Here is a 14,970-nt window from a genome sequence, read left to right as displayed (position 1 = left end):
GACTCGAATCGACCTGGCGATAAGATGAGGGTGCCTCGAAAACATAACGAGGGTGCCTCGACTTAGCAAGGTCGAGCTCATCTTGAGTTGGCCAGGAGATGCCTTGACAGACGGTTTATCGGCGCGAACCCGCCGTCCCCGGGCCGACGCCCGTCGCAACGCCGAGCGGCTGCTTGCGGCGGCCGAGGCCGCGTTCCGCGAGCAGGGGGTCGAGGCGCCCTTGGAGCAGATCGCCCGGCGGGCCGGCGTCGCGATCGGCACGCTGTACGGCCACTTCCCGAACCGCCGGGCCCTGCTGGGGGCGTTGCTGCGCGAGCGCAACGACGCGCTGTTCGCCGTCGGCGACCGCCTGCTCGGAAAGGAGTCCGCACTGCTCGACGAGGAGTCTCGACTGCTCAGCGAGGAGTCCCCGCGGCTCGGCGAAGAGGTGCAGCATGCGACCCAGCGGCGGCCCGGCGAGGAGGTCCAAGATGCGGCCGGGCGGCGGCCCGGCGGGAAGGTCCAGGATGCGACCCGGCGGCCGCTCGGCGAGAAGTCCCAAGGCGCGGCCGGGCGGCGGCTCGGCAAGGAGGGCCACGATGTGGCCGAGCGGCTGGCGGCATGGGTCCGCGCGGTGGTCGAGCATGCCGCCGCCTATTCGGGGCTGGCCGGGGTGCTGGTCGAAGGCTTCGGGGACGAGGCGTCCGAACTGCACGCCAGCTGCGTGCGGATGGAGTCGATCGGCGAGGCCTTAGTCGCCGAGGCGCGTGATGCTGGGGCGATCCGGGCCGAGGTGACCGGGGAGGACGTGTTCGCCCTGATGAACTCGGCGGCCTGGCTGCGCGAACACGAGTCGGTGGAGAGGGCCGACCGGCTCGTTGCCTTCACGATCGCCGGCATGCGTACCTGACCGGCGGCCGGTTCGGTGGTGGAGAGTCGCGGCGCCTCCTTGGCTACTGAAGGCAGCGAATTGGCTACTCCCAGGTGATGACATCATCGAGGTTGCGGGGGAGGATGGCGGGAAGTTTGACGGACGACGGGAGGTCGCCCATGTCCGAGATTGTCATCGTTTCCGGTCATCCCCGGTCGGGATCGCGTACGACTGAGCTTGCGGCCGAGGTGGGGCGCCGGTTCGCGGCGCGGGAGGGGCGCGGGGCGCCGGTCGTCGTCGACGTGGCCGAGCTGGGTGCTCACGTGTTCCGGGCGGACGATCGGGTCACCCGGCGGGCGTTGACCACGATTCAGGAGGCGTCGGTGCTGATCGTGGCGTCGCCGACGTTGCAGGGCAGCTACAGCGGGCTGCTCAAGGTCCTCTTCGAGCACTTCCCGCCGAACGCGCTGGCCGGCGTGCTGGCGATCCCGGTCGTCACGGCCGGCTTCCAGGAGCAGGCCGACATCACCGAGGCGTTCCTGGCCCGGCTGCTGCGCGAGCTGGGCGCCGACGTGATCGATTTCGGACTGACCGCGATCGGGCCCGAGCTTTCCGACCTCACCGCGGTCGCCGACCAGTACGCGGCAGCCATCGCCGCCTGACTCGGAGGTCAGCCGACGCGTTCCAAAAGTCGACGCGTTCCAAAAACGGCGTCAACAGCCCCGGAACAGCGGCATCAGTCACGTCGAGCCCGACCCCGGCGTCCACATCACGAATGGCATACGCCCCCGCACCGGCCGCCGTAGTAACCCGTACGGTGGCCGGCCCGGCCCGGCGCTGAAAGACCGACTGCCGCACAGTCCAGCCGATGATGCCCGGCCGCTGCAGGGTCACAGTGCACCGCCGCACCGACCCGCTGCGCGCCACCCGAGCAGCGGCGTGACGAAGGACAGCGGCGCGTAGCGGATCTAGCCGGGGCCGAGCACCGCCAGGCTGCCCTCGGCCGCCGGGCCCGCGGGACGGTCGAGCACCGCCACCGGCGCGGCGACCAGCAGCACCAGATTCGTCGTCCACCAGCCGACGGCGCGGCGATCGACGGGATGACGCGGCGGTCGCAGGCGAGTTGCGCTCGTCGCGGGTTCGGCCTCATCGCTCATGCTTCACCACCCGCCCCCGATCATCGCGGGCGGCGGCTCGGGAAAGCGACTACTGACTGTCGAGCAGGGACTGGCGCACCTCGGCCGCGCCCTGCTCGTCGCCTGCCGCCTCGGACAGTCGCAGCGCGTCGGCCAGGTCGGCGCGCGCCTCGTGCAGCCGGCCCGCTTCCCGGGACAACCGCGCCCGGACGGTCAACGCCCGCCACTCCGACTCGGTGTTCCCGGTCGACCGGGCCAAGTCGAGGGCGTCGGTGAGCCAGGCGACGGCCTCGCCGGCCCGCCCGTCCTCGGCGTACACCTGCCCGATCGTCAGCGTGGTGATGCCTGCGCCGAGCCGGTCGCCCAGCTCACGCCGCAGGGCGAGGCTCTCGGTGAGGTGGCGCAGCGCGTCGGAGTATTCGCCGAGCTGCCGGTGCAGGTCGGCCAGGTTGTTCAGGGTGATGCCCAGCGACGACCGCTGACCGCCGGCCCGGTGCAGCTCGACACAGCGGCCGAAGCACTCCTTGGCCTCCGCCAGCCGGCCGCCGTGCGTGAGCGCGACGGCCAGGTGATCGAGCACCAGCGCGGTCATCGGGGCCTCGGTCACCGCCGGCGCGGCCCGCAGCGTGCCGATCGCCTCGGGGTGCTGGCCCGCCCGCGACAGCGCCCCGGCCAGCTGGATCAGCACCGCGGTCTCGTCGGGCGGGCTGCCGAGCCGGCGGGCCCCGGCCAGCGCCGCCTCGGCCAGGTCGTGCCAGTCGGTGTAGTAGCCGCGCATCGGCAGGAAGGGGTAGAGCTCGACGACCAGGCGGGCGGCGAACCGGTCGCCCTCGGTCGTGGCCTCCCGGGCGCAGCGGTGGATCAGGTCGCGCAGGTTGACCCGTTCGCTCTCGAACCAGCGCAGCGCGTCCTGGTCGTCGGCCAGCTCGACCGTCGGCGTCTTCTCGGCGAAGTCGTCGGGCTGCCGGTGCAGGTTGCTCCGCAGCAGGTCCCGGGCGCGCCGGGCGGTCCCCAGGTAGTAGCACCGGGCCCGGTGCAGCGCGTCCGACGGGTGGCCGGCCGCCCGTTCCATCGCGTAGATCCGCACCAGGTCGTGGATGCGGTACCGGTCCTCGGCGACCGGCTCGATCAGGCGCACCTCGGCCAGCCGGTCCAGCGCGGCGCGGGCCTCGTGGGCGTCGGCGCCGGTGACCGCCCGGGCCAGGCCGAGGCTCATCACGGGCGCGCCGACCGCGCCCCAGGCGTCGAACAGGTGCAGCGCCTCCGCCCCGCCGGCCCGGTGCCGCAGGGCGCGGCAGGTCAGCGACAGCCCGGCCCGGACCGCGAGGTCGTCCGCGGCCAGCTCGTCGAGGCGGTGGCGCTCGTCGGCGAGACGGGTCACCATGGCGGCCAGCGGCCAGTCGGGCCGGCCGGCCAGCCGGGCGCCCACGATCCGCAGCGCGAGCGGCAGGTGATCGCACAGGCCGGCCAGCGTCCGGGCGTCGTCCGGGGCGGCCGCCACCCGCGGCCGCCCGCTCAGGTGGGCCAGCAGCGACACCGCGGCGGCGGGGCTGAGCTCGCCCACGGCGACCTGCCGCCGCACGTCGAGCGTGGACAGCATGGACCGGCTCGTGATCAGCACCGTGGCGCCGGTGAGACCGGTCAGCAGCCGGCGCACCTGGGCCGCGTCCACCACGTTGTCGAGCACCACGACGACCCGCCGGCCGCGCACCGCCGTGCCGAGCGCGGTGAGCTGCTCGGCCGCCGAGCCGGCGGCGGCGACGCCCAGCGCCTGCAGCAGCGAGGCCAGCGCGTCGCCGGTCGTCATCGGGGTCAGGCCGGGACTGCTGCCGCACATGTCCAGGTGCAGCTGGCCGTCCGGGTGGGCCGGGGCCAGCGCCCAGGCGGCCCGCACGGCCAGCGCCGACTTGCCCGCCCCGGCCGGCCCGTGCAACGCCACCACCGTGCCCGGCTCGGCCCCGGTCACCGCTTCGATCAGCTCGTCCCGGCCGACGATCTCGGGGTCCGGCGGCAGCGTCCGGACGACGGGGGCGGCCGCCCCGGCGGGCGCTTCGCGGCGCGGGCCGCGCAGCAGCCGGGCCTGCAGGTCGCGCAGCACCGGCCCGGGTTCGACCCCCAGCTCGCTGACCAGCGCCTGGCGGGCCTCCGAGCAGGCCACGAGCGCCGCGGCCCGGTCGCCGTCGCGGGCCAGCGCCAGCACCAGGTGCTGCCAGGCGGTCTCCCGGGCCGGCTGCTCGGCGACCAGCGCCCGCAGGCCCTCCACGGCCTGGCCGGGCCGGCCGGCGTCGATGCAGGCGCGGGCGTGCCGCTCGACCGCGCCCCACCGGGCCTCGTCCAGCAGGTGCAGGCCACGGCCGGTCGCTCCCCGGCGGGGCACGCCCTCGGCGGCGGCCCCGGTCCACCGGGCCAGCCCGGCCGCGAGCAGGTCGGCCGCCTCGGCGGGGTTTCCGTCGCCGGCCGCGCGCCGGGCATCGGCCAGGGACTGCTCCCAGACGTGCAGGTCGAGCTCGCCCGCCTCGACCCGCAGGGTGTAGCCGTCGCCGGAGCGGGTCAGCCGGTCGGCGTGCGGGCCGAGCAGCCGGCGCAGCTGAGCGACGTACGTGCGCAGGTTGGGCACCGCCGACGCCGGGGGCTCGTCCCACAGGGCGCCCATCAGCCGCTCGGTCGAGACCCGCCCCCGAGCGAGCAGCAGCGCGGCCAGCACGGTGGGCAGCCGGCCCGGCGGCAACGGCACCAGCCGTCCGTCCACACGCGCCCGGACCGGGCCCAGCAGCGCGAAGTCCACGGCCATGGTGGCGCCCTCCCGCCTCTGAGACGCATCGACCACGGCCACCGTACGGGCCGGGGGCAAGGGGGTGCGTACGGGTAAGATCATCGATACTTCATGTCGGGTTCGCCTCCGGGGCCGGGCCGGTGGCTACGGTCGGACGCCATGAGTGTGCTGCCCCGCTGGGCCGATCCCGCCGTTCCCGCCGCCGACCTCGATCCGCAGGGGCTCAGCCGCCGGGGCATCCTGAAGCGGGCCGGGCTGTTCGGCGCAGCGTTCGCGACGGCAAGCGCCCTGCCCGGCGCGGCTCCCGCGGCCGCGGGCGGATCGCGCCCGGCCGACGACCCGGAGCTGGTCTACCTGGTCGGCGACCACCACGTGCATACCCAGTACAGCCACGACGCGAAGTACACGCTGAACCAGGCGGCCCGGCGCGGCGCGCAGTTCGGGCTCGACTGGATGGTTTGCACCGAGCACAGCAACCTCGGCCACGACGCGATCGGCGCGGCCCTCGAGCACGCCGACATCGTGGCCGCCCGGGCCGAGAACCCCCGCCTGCTGATCTTCCAGGGTCTCGAGTGGTATATCCCGGGGGCCGAGCACGCGACCGTCTTCACCGCGCCCGGCGAGCACGAGGTCGAGCTGCTGCGGCAGTTCGAGCGCACGTGCGACGGCAAGCTGCTCGGCCGCACGGACGGCACCGCGGCCAACGAGGCCCTGGCGGTGGCCGCCATCAAGTGGCTCGCCGCCCAGCCCCAGGACGTCCTCGCGCTGGCCAACCACCCGTCCCGGCTCGGCATCGACTCGCCGCACGAGCTGCGGGCCTGGCGCGACGCCGCCCCCGCGGTCATGATCGGCATGGAGGGCGCCCCGGGCGCTCAGGGGGCCGCCCTGCCCGGTCTGCGCGGCGCGAACAGCATCCGCGGCGAATACGAGAACAAGCCCTCGGCCCAGTCGTACGCGGGCTACCCGCCCGAGGCGTACGTGACGTACGGCGGTTTCGACTGGATGACGGCGACCGTCGGCGGCCTGTGGGACGCGCTGCTGGCCGAGGGCCGGCTGTTCACGATCACCAGCAACTCGGACAACCACCGGACGGTCCGCGACACCCTGCGCAACGGCGACTACCCGCCCGGGGCCACGTTCGACAGCCTCGGCAAGGTGCCCGACCCGCTGGAGACCGGCGTCGCGCAGCCGGGCAGCGACTTCTGGCCCGGCCAGTTCAGCCGTACGCACGTCGGCGTGACCCGGTACGGCTACCGCGAGGTGCTGGCCGGGCTGCGGGCCGGCCGCGTCTGGGTCGACCACGGCCAGCTCGTCGACGGCCTCGACGTGCGGCTGACCTCGGCCCGGGGCGGGTCGGCGACGCTGGGCGGCCGGCTGCGCGTGCGCCGCGGCGACCGCCTCACGCTGACCGTCACCGTGGACAGCGCCACCCGCCCGAACTTCCACGGCGTCCTGCCCCGGCTGGCCCACCTCGACGTGATCCGGGGCGCGGTCACCGGCCGCCCGGCCGACCCCGACTCGTGGCGGGCCCCGCAGACCCGCGTGGTCGAGACGGCCGACGTGTCTCGCCGCAGCGGCCGCTACACCGTCCGGATCCCGCTGGCCCCGGCGACCGGCCCGGGATACGTACGGCTGCGGGGGTCCGACGGCAACCGGCACGGCGCGGGTCTGCTCGGCGCGCGCGTCGACCCGCACGGCCCGATCGCCCACCCGCCGGGCGACGGCGACCCGTGGCTGGACACCTGGCTCTACACCAACCCGATCTTCATCGACGTGGCCTGAGCCCGGCCCGCTACCGTCGCCGGCGGCGGGCCCGCTGGCGGCACGTGGGCCCGCAATAGCTGGGCGGCCGCCCGGTGGGCCGCGGCTGCAGGGCGGCGCCGCACTCCTGGCAGGCCGTGGTTTCGTGACCTCGATCCCGGGTGCTGTCACGAAAGGTGGGCTCTTTCGTGACCACGCTCGCCAGCAGCGCGTGCACGAGCCGGCTGCCGCGAGCCCGGTCGGGGTGCGCCGAGCGCAGCGCGGCGCCACCGGCGATCAGCGCGGCCAGGTCGTCGGCCCGCACGTCACGGCGGACGACGCCGGCCCGGATCGCGTTGCCCAGCAGGCGTTGCTGGGCCCGGCCGAACCGCTGGGTCGCCGCTCCCAGCGTGGCGTGCGGCCAGCCGCGGTCGCCGGCCAGGGTGTCGCAGATGAGCTTGCGGCCGGCCGACTTCTCGATCACTTCGAGCAGGAAGCCGGACAGCGCCTCGGCCGGGCCGGCCTGGGCCGCCCACCGCTCGGCGGCCGCGGTGAAACCGTCCACCTGCTCGGCCAGCACCGCCTCGAGCAGGAACTCCTTGCTGGGGAAATGCCGATAGACCGTGCCCGCGCCGACCCCGGCCCGGCGGGCGATCCGGCCCAGCGACACGTCCAGCCCCTCGGCGGCGAAGACGTCGGCCGCGGCGCGCAGCACGAGCTCCCGGTTGCGGCGGGCGTCGGCCCGGACCGGTGCATCTGTCATGTCACGAAAGCCTTGTCGGTGTGAGCGAAGCGGGCGGAGCATTCCGTCTCATGTCAGTAAACACTCCCGTTCTTGTCACCGGCGCCACCGGCAAGCAGGGCGGCGCCACCGCCCGCAGGCTGCTGGCCCAGGGCCGCCCGGTGCGGGCCCTCGTCCGCGACCCGGCCACACCCGCGGCGGCCACGCTGGCCGCGGCCGGCGCCGTCCTCGTGCGCGGTGACTTCGACGATCCGGCGAGCCTGCCCCCGGCTCTCGACGGGGTGGCCGCCGTCTTCGCGGTGCCGCCGGTGGCGTTCGGCCCGGCCGGGGCCGGCACCGAGCTGGAGGCCCGGCGGGGCCGGGCGCTGATCGACGCGGCCGCCGCGGCCGGCGTCGAGCAGGTGGTCCTCAGCACCGTCGCCTCGACGTCGAGGGGCGAGCCCGGCTCGGCCGGAAAGGGCCTGATCGAACAGCACCTCCGGGAGACCGTCGCGCGGCCCACGGTGCTCCGCCCGGTGCGCTTCATGAGCAACTATCTCGGCGGCGTGGCCGGCATCGACGGCATCGTCGACGGGGTGCACCGGCACCTGTTCGCGCCGCACGAGCCCATGCAGGTCATCGCGGTCGAGGACATCGCCGAGTTCGCCGCGCTCGCCTTCGCCGACCCCGAACGGTTCGCCGGGCGCACACTGGAGCTGGCCGGGGATCAGCCGACCCCGGTCGAGGCGGCCGCCCTGATCAGCGAGGCGACCGGCGTTCCGGTCCGCTACGAGGAGCTGACCGAGGACGAGGCGGCGGCTCTGGGGCCGGTGGTGGCCCGGGCCCGGAAGAGCCGGCAGGGCTGGCACGCCGACGTCGAGGCGCTGCGCGTCATTCACCCCGGCCTGCGCACCCTGGCCCAGTGGCTCAACGAGTCGGGTGCCGCGGCGATCCGGTCCCACCTGCGCGGTGCCTGATACCGCAGGGCGTCGGCGCATTCCGGCTCCGGCGGCAGCACGGCCATGCTGATCACTGCGTCGACGAAGGTGTCCCACAGACGCTTCATGACTCACTCCTCGATCAGCCCGACCAGGCTCGGTGCCGGTAAGACCATAACCTCAAATCCCATAGTCTTACTAGGCTATTGGGGTGCGTCGGCCGGTCGGGTTCGGCCGGTCGGAGTGGTGGTGTTGTTCCCCGCCGCCGCGCGGCGGGCCGCGATCGGCAGCGCAACGATGAGCAGGACGCGGCGCCAGCAACTGTGGACGAGGCGGATCAGCTGCCGGCCCGGGCCGATCGTTGAGCGTCAAACGGCCTGTCAAACACCGGCGGCGTCTGATGAGTGCGGAGCCCGGGAGACGCCCGGGACCGCACAAGTCAGGAGCGAACCGTGCCCGTGTTCATGGACATTCACCACGTCGAAGGTGGCGTCACGGCGAAGGACGTCGCGGCCGCGCACGAGGCCGACCTGGCCACCCAGGGGGAGTATGGGGTCGAATACCTGAAGTACTGGGTGGACGAGGAGGCGGGGAAGATCTTCTGCTTGGTCGAGGCGCCCGACGCGGAGGCGGCCGGCACCGTGCACCGCAAGGCCCACGGCCTGGTCGCCGACGAGATCTATCCGATCAGCGCCCAGGGCTGACATGGGCCTGGCCGTGCACCTGCTCGGGTCCCCGTGGGTCGACCGGTCCGACGGGGTCTCGTATCAGGTGCGCAGCCGCAAGAGCTGGGCCCTGCTGGCCTGTCTGGTGCTCAGCGAGCGGCCCCTGACCCGGTCCCGGCTGGCCGGCCTGCTCTACGCCGAGGCCGACGATCCTTTGCGGGCCCTGCGCTGGGGGCTGGCCGAGATTCGCCGCGCCCTCGGGGTGGAGGTCGACGGCGACCCTGTCCGGCTGCGGCTGCCGCCGGGTGCGGTCGTCGATGTCGATGTGCTGCGGCACGGCTCCTGGGCGGCCGCGGTCGAGCTGCCGGGCCTCGGCGCCGAGCTGCTCGACGGGGTCACGGTCAAGAGCGCTCCCGCGTACGAGTCGTGGCTGCTCTCCGAGCGCCGCCGGATAGCCGCCGCGGCCGAGGCGATCCTGCACGAGGCCGCGCTGGGCCGGCTGGCCGCGGGCGACCTGACGGCGGCGCGCGACCTCGCCGTACGGGCGGCCGGCATGAACCCGCTCGATGAGAACCATCAAGCCCTGGTGATCCGGCTGTATCGGCTGGCCGGCGAGGACCGGGCGGCCGAACAGCAGTACGCGGCGGTCACCGAGCTCTTCGCCCGCGAGCTCGACGCCCGGCCCGGCATCGCGGTGCGGGCCGCGCTGGCGACGACACGCGAGTCCCACCAGGAGGCCGACGACGCGTCGCTCGAGGCGATCGTCGAGTCGGGCGCGGCGGCGATCTCGGCGGGCTCGGTCGAGACCGGCGTCCGCTCGTTGCGGACCGCCGTCCGGCTGGCCGACCGCGCCGGGTCGACGCGGTGGCGGCTCGCGGCCCGGCTCCGGCTGGCCGAGGCCCTGATCCATTCGCTGCGCGGGCTCGACGAGGAGGGCCTGGCCATCCTGCACGAGGCCGACCGGCTGGCGCTCGCCGCGGACGACCGGGCCGCCGCCGCGCGGGCCCGGGCCGAGATCGGGTACGTCGACTTCCTGCGCGCCCGCTACGACCGGGCCGAACGATGGCTGACCGAGGCCCTGGCCGCCGGGGAGGACTCGCCCGCGGTCGTCGCCCGGGTGAGCACCTATCTCGGCTCGGTGGAGAGCGACCGCGCTTCCTACCCGCGGGCCCGGGAGCGGCTCGAGCAGGCGATCGGGCTGGCCGCCGACGCGCGCACCGAGGCGTACGCGCTGTCCATGCTGGGCCGGGTGCACCTGCTCACCGGGGACCTGACCGCGGCCGCCGCGCGTCTCGACGAGTCGATCCAGGTCGCGTCGCGGGACCATTGGCTGGCCTTCCTGCCCTGGCCGCAAGCCATGCGCGGCGAGACCCTCCTGGCCGCGGGCGACCCTGCCGCCGCGGCCCGGATGCTGCGCCAGGCGTTCGCCCGGGCCTGCCAGCTCGGCGACCCCTGCTGGGAGGGGATGGCGGCCCGGTCGCTGGCCCTGGTCGCCGAGGCGGAAGGGCACAGCGGGCGGGCGTTCGAGCTGCTGGCCGACGCGCGCGCCCGGTCCAACCGCCTGGCCGACCCGTACGTGTGGCTCGACGCGCACATCCTCGACGCGCAGTGCACGCTCGGCCGCCGGCACGGGCACCCCGACACGCCGGTGTGGATCGACACACTGCGCCGTCTGGCCTCCCGTACGGGAATGCGCGAGATGACCGTCCACGCCCTGCGACACAGCGGCGACCTGGACGCCGCCGACCTGATGAACGCCGTCGAGTGATTGCTGTCATCGCCGGCGGTGACATCGGGCTCTGCCGGGATCGGCCGCGTCACCGCAAGGTCGTGGGCATGTGGAGAAATTTGGTTCTGATGGGTGTTGCCCTGGTGACCGCGTCGACGGCCGGCGCGGCGCCCAAGCCGGAACTGCAGCGCGACGCCGACGCGATCGTCCGGGCCGGGGCGGCCGGTGTGCTGGCCGAGGTGCGGACCGGCACCCACACGACCGTCGTCCGCAGCGGACCGGTGCCCTGGAACGCCTACCACCGCATCAACAGCACGACCAAGATCTTCACGGCGACGACCGTGCTGCAGCTCGTCGGCGAGGGCCGGCTGAGACTCACCGACACCGTCGAGCAGCTGCTGCCCGGGGTGGTGCAGGGCAACGGCCACGACGGGCCGAAGATCACCGTACGGCAGCTGCTGCAGCACACGAGCGGCCTGCCCGAGAGCGCCGAAGAGCTGCCGATCAACCAAGCCCGTACGGCGGAAGGTTTTGCCGCCGCGGGATGACGGTCGTCAAGTCGCTCGGGCCCGGCCAGCCACCGGCCGACGTGACCTCATCGACCACGCGTAGTGCCGACCGGCAGGCGCACCACCTGGTCGGTGAGCCGGGCCCGCTCGGCCGCCCACACCACGCGGTGGGTGGCCAGGCTCTCGGCCGGGTCGGAGAGCAGCGCCGAGTCGTCGCCGGTGGCCACCGCCCGCAGGAAGGCGTCGACCAGGCCCTCGTCGCCGCCGCCGTGGCCGTCGGCGGCGGACGGGCCGCTCTCCGTGGCGGAGTCGAGGATCTCCTCGCGGCCGGTCAGGAAGTCCAGGTGACGCACCGTGCGGCCGTCGCCGTCGAGATAGCCGTGCGTGCCCTGCAGCCGGGTGCGGCGGTGTTCCATCGGGGTGAACGCGCTGACCGTGAACGAGCAGGTCGCGCCGTCGGGGAAGGCCATGTTGACCACCTGGTGATCGACCACGTCGTTGTCGCAGGCGTAGACGCAGCGCCCGTACGGGCCGTCGCGCAGAGCGTCCTCGACGGCCGTGGCGGTGGCGGTCGGGGTGACCGCACCCAGCGGCCAGAAGTGCTCGTCGGGGTCGGCCAGCGCCTGCGCGTAGCGGCGTTTGGCCGAATAGGGGCACGTCGGCTCGACCGGGCAGTCCAGGCAGCGCTCGGTCGCCCCGGCCGGCCGCTCGGCGGCGCGGAAGTGCGACAGGCTGCCGAACGAGCTGACCCGGTCGGGGAGCTGCTCGAACAGATACATCAGCCAGTCGATGTCGTGGCAGCACTTGGTCAGCAGCAGCGGCCCGGACAGCTCGGTGTTGCGCCAGTGGCCGCGCACGAACGAGTGCGCGAAGTGCCACCAGCCGACCGGCTCCAGGTGCTGCACGCTGACCAGCTTGCCGATCCGGCCCTCGGCCAGCAGCGACTTCAACAGCCGGGTGTACGCCGTGTAGCGCAGCACGTGGCAGACGGCGGTGATCACCTTGTTGCGCCGGGCCGCGTCCACGATCGCGGCGGCGTCCTCGTCCGTCGGGGCCAGCGGTTTCTCGATGAGCAGGTGATAGCCCAGGTCGGCCAGCCGGACGGCCGGGTCGCGGTGCATCCGGTCCTGGGTGGCCACGATGGCTGCGTCGGCCGCGCGGGGCCGGTCGGCCAGGCCGGTCCACGAGTCGAAGACCAGGGAGGGCTCGACACCGAACTCGGCCGCGGCCGCGGCGCGCCGCCCGGGGTCGGGCTCGGCCACGGCCACCACCCGGGCCGCGCCGGTGCTGACCGCGTGCCGGGCGTAGGCCTGGCCCCGGAGGCCCGCACCGACGAGAGCTAGAGTCACCGCAGACATGGTGTCCCTTCGGCAAGTTATCCAGGACTCCATCTAAAGGCCTCGGGGACGGAAGCTCAAGGGGCAGGGGCGGAAGCTCAAGGGGGCGGGCGTGACGGCACACCTGAACGGCGGGGACCTGTCCCGGCTGCGGCAGCTCAACGCGGAGTCGGTGATGCGGGTGCTGCGCGACGAGCGGCCGCAGACGCTGACCGAGCTCGCCCAGCGGGTCGGGCTGTCGCGCGCCTCGACCGAGGACGTCGTGCAGGAGCTGCTCGAGGTGGGCTGGGTGGCCGAGATGGAGCCGGCCGCGGGCGGGGTCGGCCGCCCGGCCCGGCGCTACCGGTTCCGGGCCGACGCCGGTCACCTGCTCGGCGTCGACGTCGGCGGGCACAAGGTGCTCGCGGTGATCACCGACCTCGACGGCACGGTCTGGCACAGCCGGCAGGTCGCGGTGACGCCCGAGCTGGGCCGCAGCGAGCGGCTGGCCGCGGTCGACAAGGCTGTCGCCGGGGTGCTGCGCTCGGCGGGCCTGACCGGCGAGGAGTTGTGGGGCGCCGGGGTGGCCACCACCGGCCTGGTCGACGGCACGGGCCGGGTGATGCTGTCCGAGGCGCTGACCGAGTGGACCGGCGTCGACCTGGCCGGTCATCTGCGCGACCGGGTCGGCGGGGCGGTCTGGGTCGAGAACGACTGCAAGGTCGCCGCGCTCGCCGAGACCTGGCGCGGCGTCGCCCGGCACGCCGCCGACATGGTCTTCATCCTGGCCGGCTGGCGCACCGGGGCCGGCCTGGTCATCGGCGGCAAGCTGCACCGCGGGTTCGGCAACGCGGCCGGCGAGATCGGCGCCCTGCCCGCGGCGGGCTGGCAGCGCGCGCCCGGGCACCTGCGGGCGTGGCTGCACGACGGCGACGTCTTCGCCGCGAGCCGGGCCGGCGACAAGGCGGCCACGGCGGCGCTGCGGCGCTATGTGAAGGACCTCGCGCAGGGCATCTCGGCGCTGGTGCTGACCCTCGACCCCGAGCTGGTGGTGATCGGCGGCGGCTTCTCGCGCTCGGCCGACGTGTTTCTCGAGCCGCTGCGGGCCGAGCTCGACCGCTGGTGCCTGCGCACGCCCGAGCTGCGCGTCTCGGTGCTGGCCGACGAGGGAGTGGCCCTGGGCGCGGCCAAGCTCGCGCTCGACATGAGCTCGCCGCAGCGCTTCGCGCGCAATCGAGATTGAGCGTTTGCCGGTCATCCCTTGTGAGTCATGGATGACGTGCATTAATTTCCATGCACCCCATGATAATTCCCGGCATCGATCTTTTGAGGCGATGAGATGCGCACCTTCATGCGAGTAGGTGCTGCCCTGCTGGCGGCAGGGCTGGCACTGTCAGGTTGCTCCGGCGGCGACGGCGACGATGACGGCGAGGCGGACGGCAACGTCACGCTGACCTACGCGGTGTGGGACCAGAACCAGAAGGCGGCCATGCAGGAACTGGCGGCCGACTTCACCCGCACCCACCCGACCACCACCATCGACGTCCAGCTGACCCCGTGGGAGGGCTACTGGACCAAGCTCAAGGCGGCGGCCACCGGCGGCGCGGCCCCCGACGTGTTCTGGATGAACGGGCCGAACTTCCAGCTCTACGCGGCCAACGGCGTGATCGCGCCCAACGCCGAACAGGCGGACATGTCGGTCTATCCCAAACCGCTGGTCGACCTCTACACGTACGAGGGAAAGAATTTCGGTCTGCCCAAGGACATGGACACCGTGGGCGTCTGGTTCAACAAGAAGCTCTTCGACGCCAAGAAAGTGCCCTATCCGAAGGACGGGTGGACCTGGGCCGACTTCCAGGACGCGGCGGCCGAGCTGACCGACGCCAAAACGGGTGTCTTCGGCGTCGGGGCCCCGCTGAGCAGTTTCCAGGAATACCAGTACGACACCATCGCGCAGGCCGGCGGCTTCGTCATCTCGCCCGACGGCAAGAAGTCCGGATACGACGACCCGAAGACGATCGCCGGGCTCAAGTTCTGGACCGACCTGATCGCGAACAAGCATTCGCCCGACCTCAAGACGATGACCGACACCGTGCCGCTGCAACTGTTCGAGGCGGGCAAGCTCGCCATGTATTGGGGCGGCTCCTGGAACGTCGGCGAGTTCACCGGCAACGACTACACCAAGGACAAGGTCGACGTCGCACCGCTGCCGAAGGGCGAGAAGCAGGCGACCATCATTCACGGCGTGGCCAACGTCGTCGGGGCCAAATCCGAGCACCCGAAGCAGGCCTGGGAGTTCGTGAAGTATCTCGGTTCCAAGCCGGCCGCCGACATCCTCGGGAAGAAAGGACCCATTCCCGCGTACGAGGGAACGCAGTCCGACTGGGTCAAGGCGCACCCGGACCTGAATCTCCAGACCTTCCTCGACGCGGTCGACTACGCCGTTCCGTACCCGGTCTCGAAGAACACCGCGGCCTGGAACGAGGCGGAGCTGACCCATCTGACCAAGGCGTGGTCGGGCGAGCAGCCGGTCGACCGGGCCGCCACCGACCTCGCGAAGACGATGAACGACCTGCTCGCCAAGGAGTGAGCG

At 73.5% G+C, this 14,970-nt stretch carries 13 protein-coding genes; 9 read left to right on the top strand and 4 right to left on the bottom strand.

Annotation, left to right across the window (positions count from 1 at the left end; translation table 11 throughout):
• Nucleotides 1-103 precede the first annotated feature (103 nt).
• Nucleotides 104-889, top strand: a complete 786-nt coding sequence (locus JKJ07_RS02340; protein ID WP_236028184.1) for a helix-turn-helix domain-containing protein — start codon at nucleotides 104-106, stop codon at nucleotides 887-889.
• A gap of 140 nt (nucleotides 890-1,029) precedes the next feature.
• Nucleotides 1,030-1,512, top strand: coding sequence for an NADPH-dependent FMN reductase (locus tag JKJ07_RS02335; RefSeq protein ID WP_202989474.1), 483 nt, complete (start codon nucleotides 1,030-1,032; stop codon nucleotides 1,510-1,512).
• A gap of 306 nt (nucleotides 1,513-1,818) precedes the next feature.
• On the opposite strand, the gene JKJ07_RS02325 is transcribed toward JKJ07_RS02335, so the two are convergent.
• Together JKJ07_RS02325 and JKJ07_RS02320 are read right to left on the bottom strand one after the other, a co-directional pair.
• The gene (locus JKJ07_RS02325) at nucleotides 1,819-2,007 is read right to left on the bottom strand and encodes a hypothetical protein (protein WP_202989472.1); all 189 of its coding nucleotides are present in this window, start codon (nucleotides 2,005-2,007) and stop codon (nucleotides 1,819-1,821) included.
• Nucleotides 2,008-2,056: 49 nt separating this feature from the next.
• Nucleotides 2,057-4,861 (bottom strand): AfsR/SARP family transcriptional regulator, encoded by a 2,805-nt coding sequence (locus JKJ07_RS02320; protein WP_202989471.1) that lies wholly within the window; start codon nucleotides 4,859-4,861, stop codon nucleotides 2,057-2,059.
• A gap of 57 nt (nucleotides 4,862-4,918) precedes the next feature.
• Between JKJ07_RS02320 and JKJ07_RS02315 the strand changes: the two genes are divergently transcribed.
• Nucleotides 4,919-6,541 carry a PHP domain-containing protein gene (locus tag JKJ07_RS02315; RefSeq protein ID WP_202989470.1) on the top strand — a complete coding sequence of 541 codons (1,623 nt, stop codon included), beginning with the start codon at nucleotides 4,919-4,921 and terminating at the stop codon, nucleotides 6,539-6,541.
• Between the two features lie 10 nt (nucleotides 6,542-6,551).
• On the opposite strand, the gene JKJ07_RS02310 is transcribed toward JKJ07_RS02315, so the two are convergent.
• Nucleotides 6,552-7,262 carry a TetR/AcrR family transcriptional regulator gene (locus JKJ07_RS02310; RefSeq protein ID WP_202989469.1) on the bottom strand — a complete coding sequence of 237 codons (711 nt, stop codon included), beginning with the start codon at nucleotides 7,260-7,262 and terminating at the stop codon, nucleotides 6,552-6,554.
• Between the two features lie 50 nt (nucleotides 7,263-7,312).
• Between JKJ07_RS02310 and JKJ07_RS02305 the strand changes: the two genes are divergently transcribed.
• From JKJ07_RS02305 to JKJ07_RS02290, 4 genes are all read left to right on the top strand, one after another.
• Nucleotides 7,313-8,197, top strand: a complete 885-nt coding sequence (locus JKJ07_RS02305) for an NmrA family NAD(P)-binding protein (protein ID WP_202989468.1) — start codon at nucleotides 7,313-7,315, stop codon at nucleotides 8,195-8,197.
• Nucleotides 8,198-8,610: 413 nt separating this feature from the next.
• Nucleotides 8,611-8,862 carry a DUF4242 domain-containing protein gene (locus JKJ07_RS02300; RefSeq protein ID WP_202989467.1) on the top strand — a complete coding sequence of 84 codons (252 nt, stop codon included), beginning with the start codon at nucleotides 8,611-8,613 and terminating at the stop codon, nucleotides 8,860-8,862.
• A 1-nt stretch (nucleotide 8,863) separates the two neighbouring features.
• A complete protein-coding gene (locus JKJ07_RS02295; RefSeq protein WP_202989466.1) occupies nucleotides 8,864-10,591 on the top strand; it encodes an AfsR/SARP family transcriptional regulator in 1,728 nt (575 codons plus the stop codon).
• A gap of 68 nt (nucleotides 10,592-10,659) precedes the next feature.
• Nucleotides 10,660-11,100, top strand: a complete 441-nt coding sequence (locus JKJ07_RS02290) for a serine hydrolase domain-containing protein (protein WP_202989465.1) — start codon at nucleotides 10,660-10,662, stop codon at nucleotides 11,098-11,100.
• A gap of 47 nt (nucleotides 11,101-11,147) precedes the next feature.
• Here the strand turns inward: JKJ07_RS02290 and JKJ07_RS02285 are convergent, their stop codons facing one another.
• Nucleotides 11,148-12,419: a Gfo/Idh/MocA family protein gene (locus tag JKJ07_RS02285; protein WP_202989464.1), complete on the bottom strand. Its 1,272-nt coding sequence runs from the start codon at nucleotides 12,417-12,419 to the stop codon at nucleotides 11,148-11,150.
• Between the two features lie 91 nt (nucleotides 12,420-12,510).
• Here JKJ07_RS02285 and JKJ07_RS02280 point away from each other — a divergent pair, with 91 nt between their 5' ends.
• Nucleotides 12,511-13,620 carry an ROK family transcriptional regulator gene (locus JKJ07_RS02280; RefSeq protein WP_202989463.1) on the top strand — a complete coding sequence of 370 codons (1,110 nt, stop codon included), beginning with the start codon at nucleotides 12,511-12,513 and terminating at the stop codon, nucleotides 13,618-13,620.
• Nucleotides 13,621-13,728: 108 nt separating this feature from the next.
• The gene (locus JKJ07_RS02275; RefSeq protein ID WP_236028182.1) at nucleotides 13,729-14,967 is read left to right on the top strand and encodes an ABC transporter substrate-binding protein; all 1,239 of its coding nucleotides are present in this window, start codon (nucleotides 13,729-13,731) and stop codon (nucleotides 14,965-14,967) included.
• The last annotated feature ends 3 nt before the right edge of the window (nucleotides 14,968-14,970 follow it).

Origin of the sequence: Paractinoplanes lichenicola (assembly GCF_016785085.1) — a bacterium.
GTDB lineage: Bacteria > Actinomycetota > Actinomycetes > Mycobacteriales > Micromonosporaceae > Actinoplanes > Actinoplanes lichenicola.
Note: the sequence above shows the minus strand (reverse complement) of the source record. Positions and strands in the feature narration are given on the sequence as shown.

Bases quoted from the DNA above. Each gene is read 5' to 3' on its own strand.
- JKJ07_RS02335 (WP_202989474.1), top strand. From the start codon at position 1,030: ATGTCCGAGATTGTCATCGTTTCCGGTCATCCCCGGTCGGGATCGCGT.
- JKJ07_RS02325 (WP_202989472.1), bottom strand. From the start codon at position 2,007: ATGAGCGATGAGGCCGAACCCGCGACGAGCGCAACTCGCCTGCGACCG.
- JKJ07_RS02320 (WP_202989471.1), bottom strand. From the start codon at position 4,861: ATGATCTTACCCGTACGCACCCCCTTGCCCCCGGCCCGTACGGTGGCC.
- JKJ07_RS02315 (WP_202989470.1), top strand. From the start codon at position 4,919: ATGAGTGTGCTGCCCCGCTGGGCCGATCCCGCCGTTCCCGCCGCCGAC.
- JKJ07_RS02310 (WP_202989469.1), bottom strand. From the start codon at position 7,262: ATGACAGATGCACCGGTCCGGGCCGACGCCCGCCGCAACCGGGAGCTC.
- JKJ07_RS02305 (WP_202989468.1), top strand. From the start codon at position 7,313: ATGTCAGTAAACACTCCCGTTCTTGTCACCGGCGCCACCGGCAAGCAG.
- JKJ07_RS02295 (WP_202989466.1), top strand. From the start codon at position 8,864: ATGGGCCTGGCCGTGCACCTGCTCGGGTCCCCGTGGGTCGACCGGTCC.
- JKJ07_RS02290 (WP_202989465.1), top strand. From the start codon at position 10,660: ATGTGGAGAAATTTGGTTCTGATGGGTGTTGCCCTGGTGACCGCGTCG.
- JKJ07_RS02285 (WP_202989464.1), bottom strand. From the start codon at position 12,419: ATGTCTGCGGTGACTCTAGCTCTCGTCGGTGCGGGCCTCCGGGGCCAG.
- JKJ07_RS02275 (WP_236028182.1), top strand. From the start codon at position 13,729: ATGCGAGTAGGTGCTGCCCTGCTGGCGGCAGGGCTGGCACTGTCAGGT.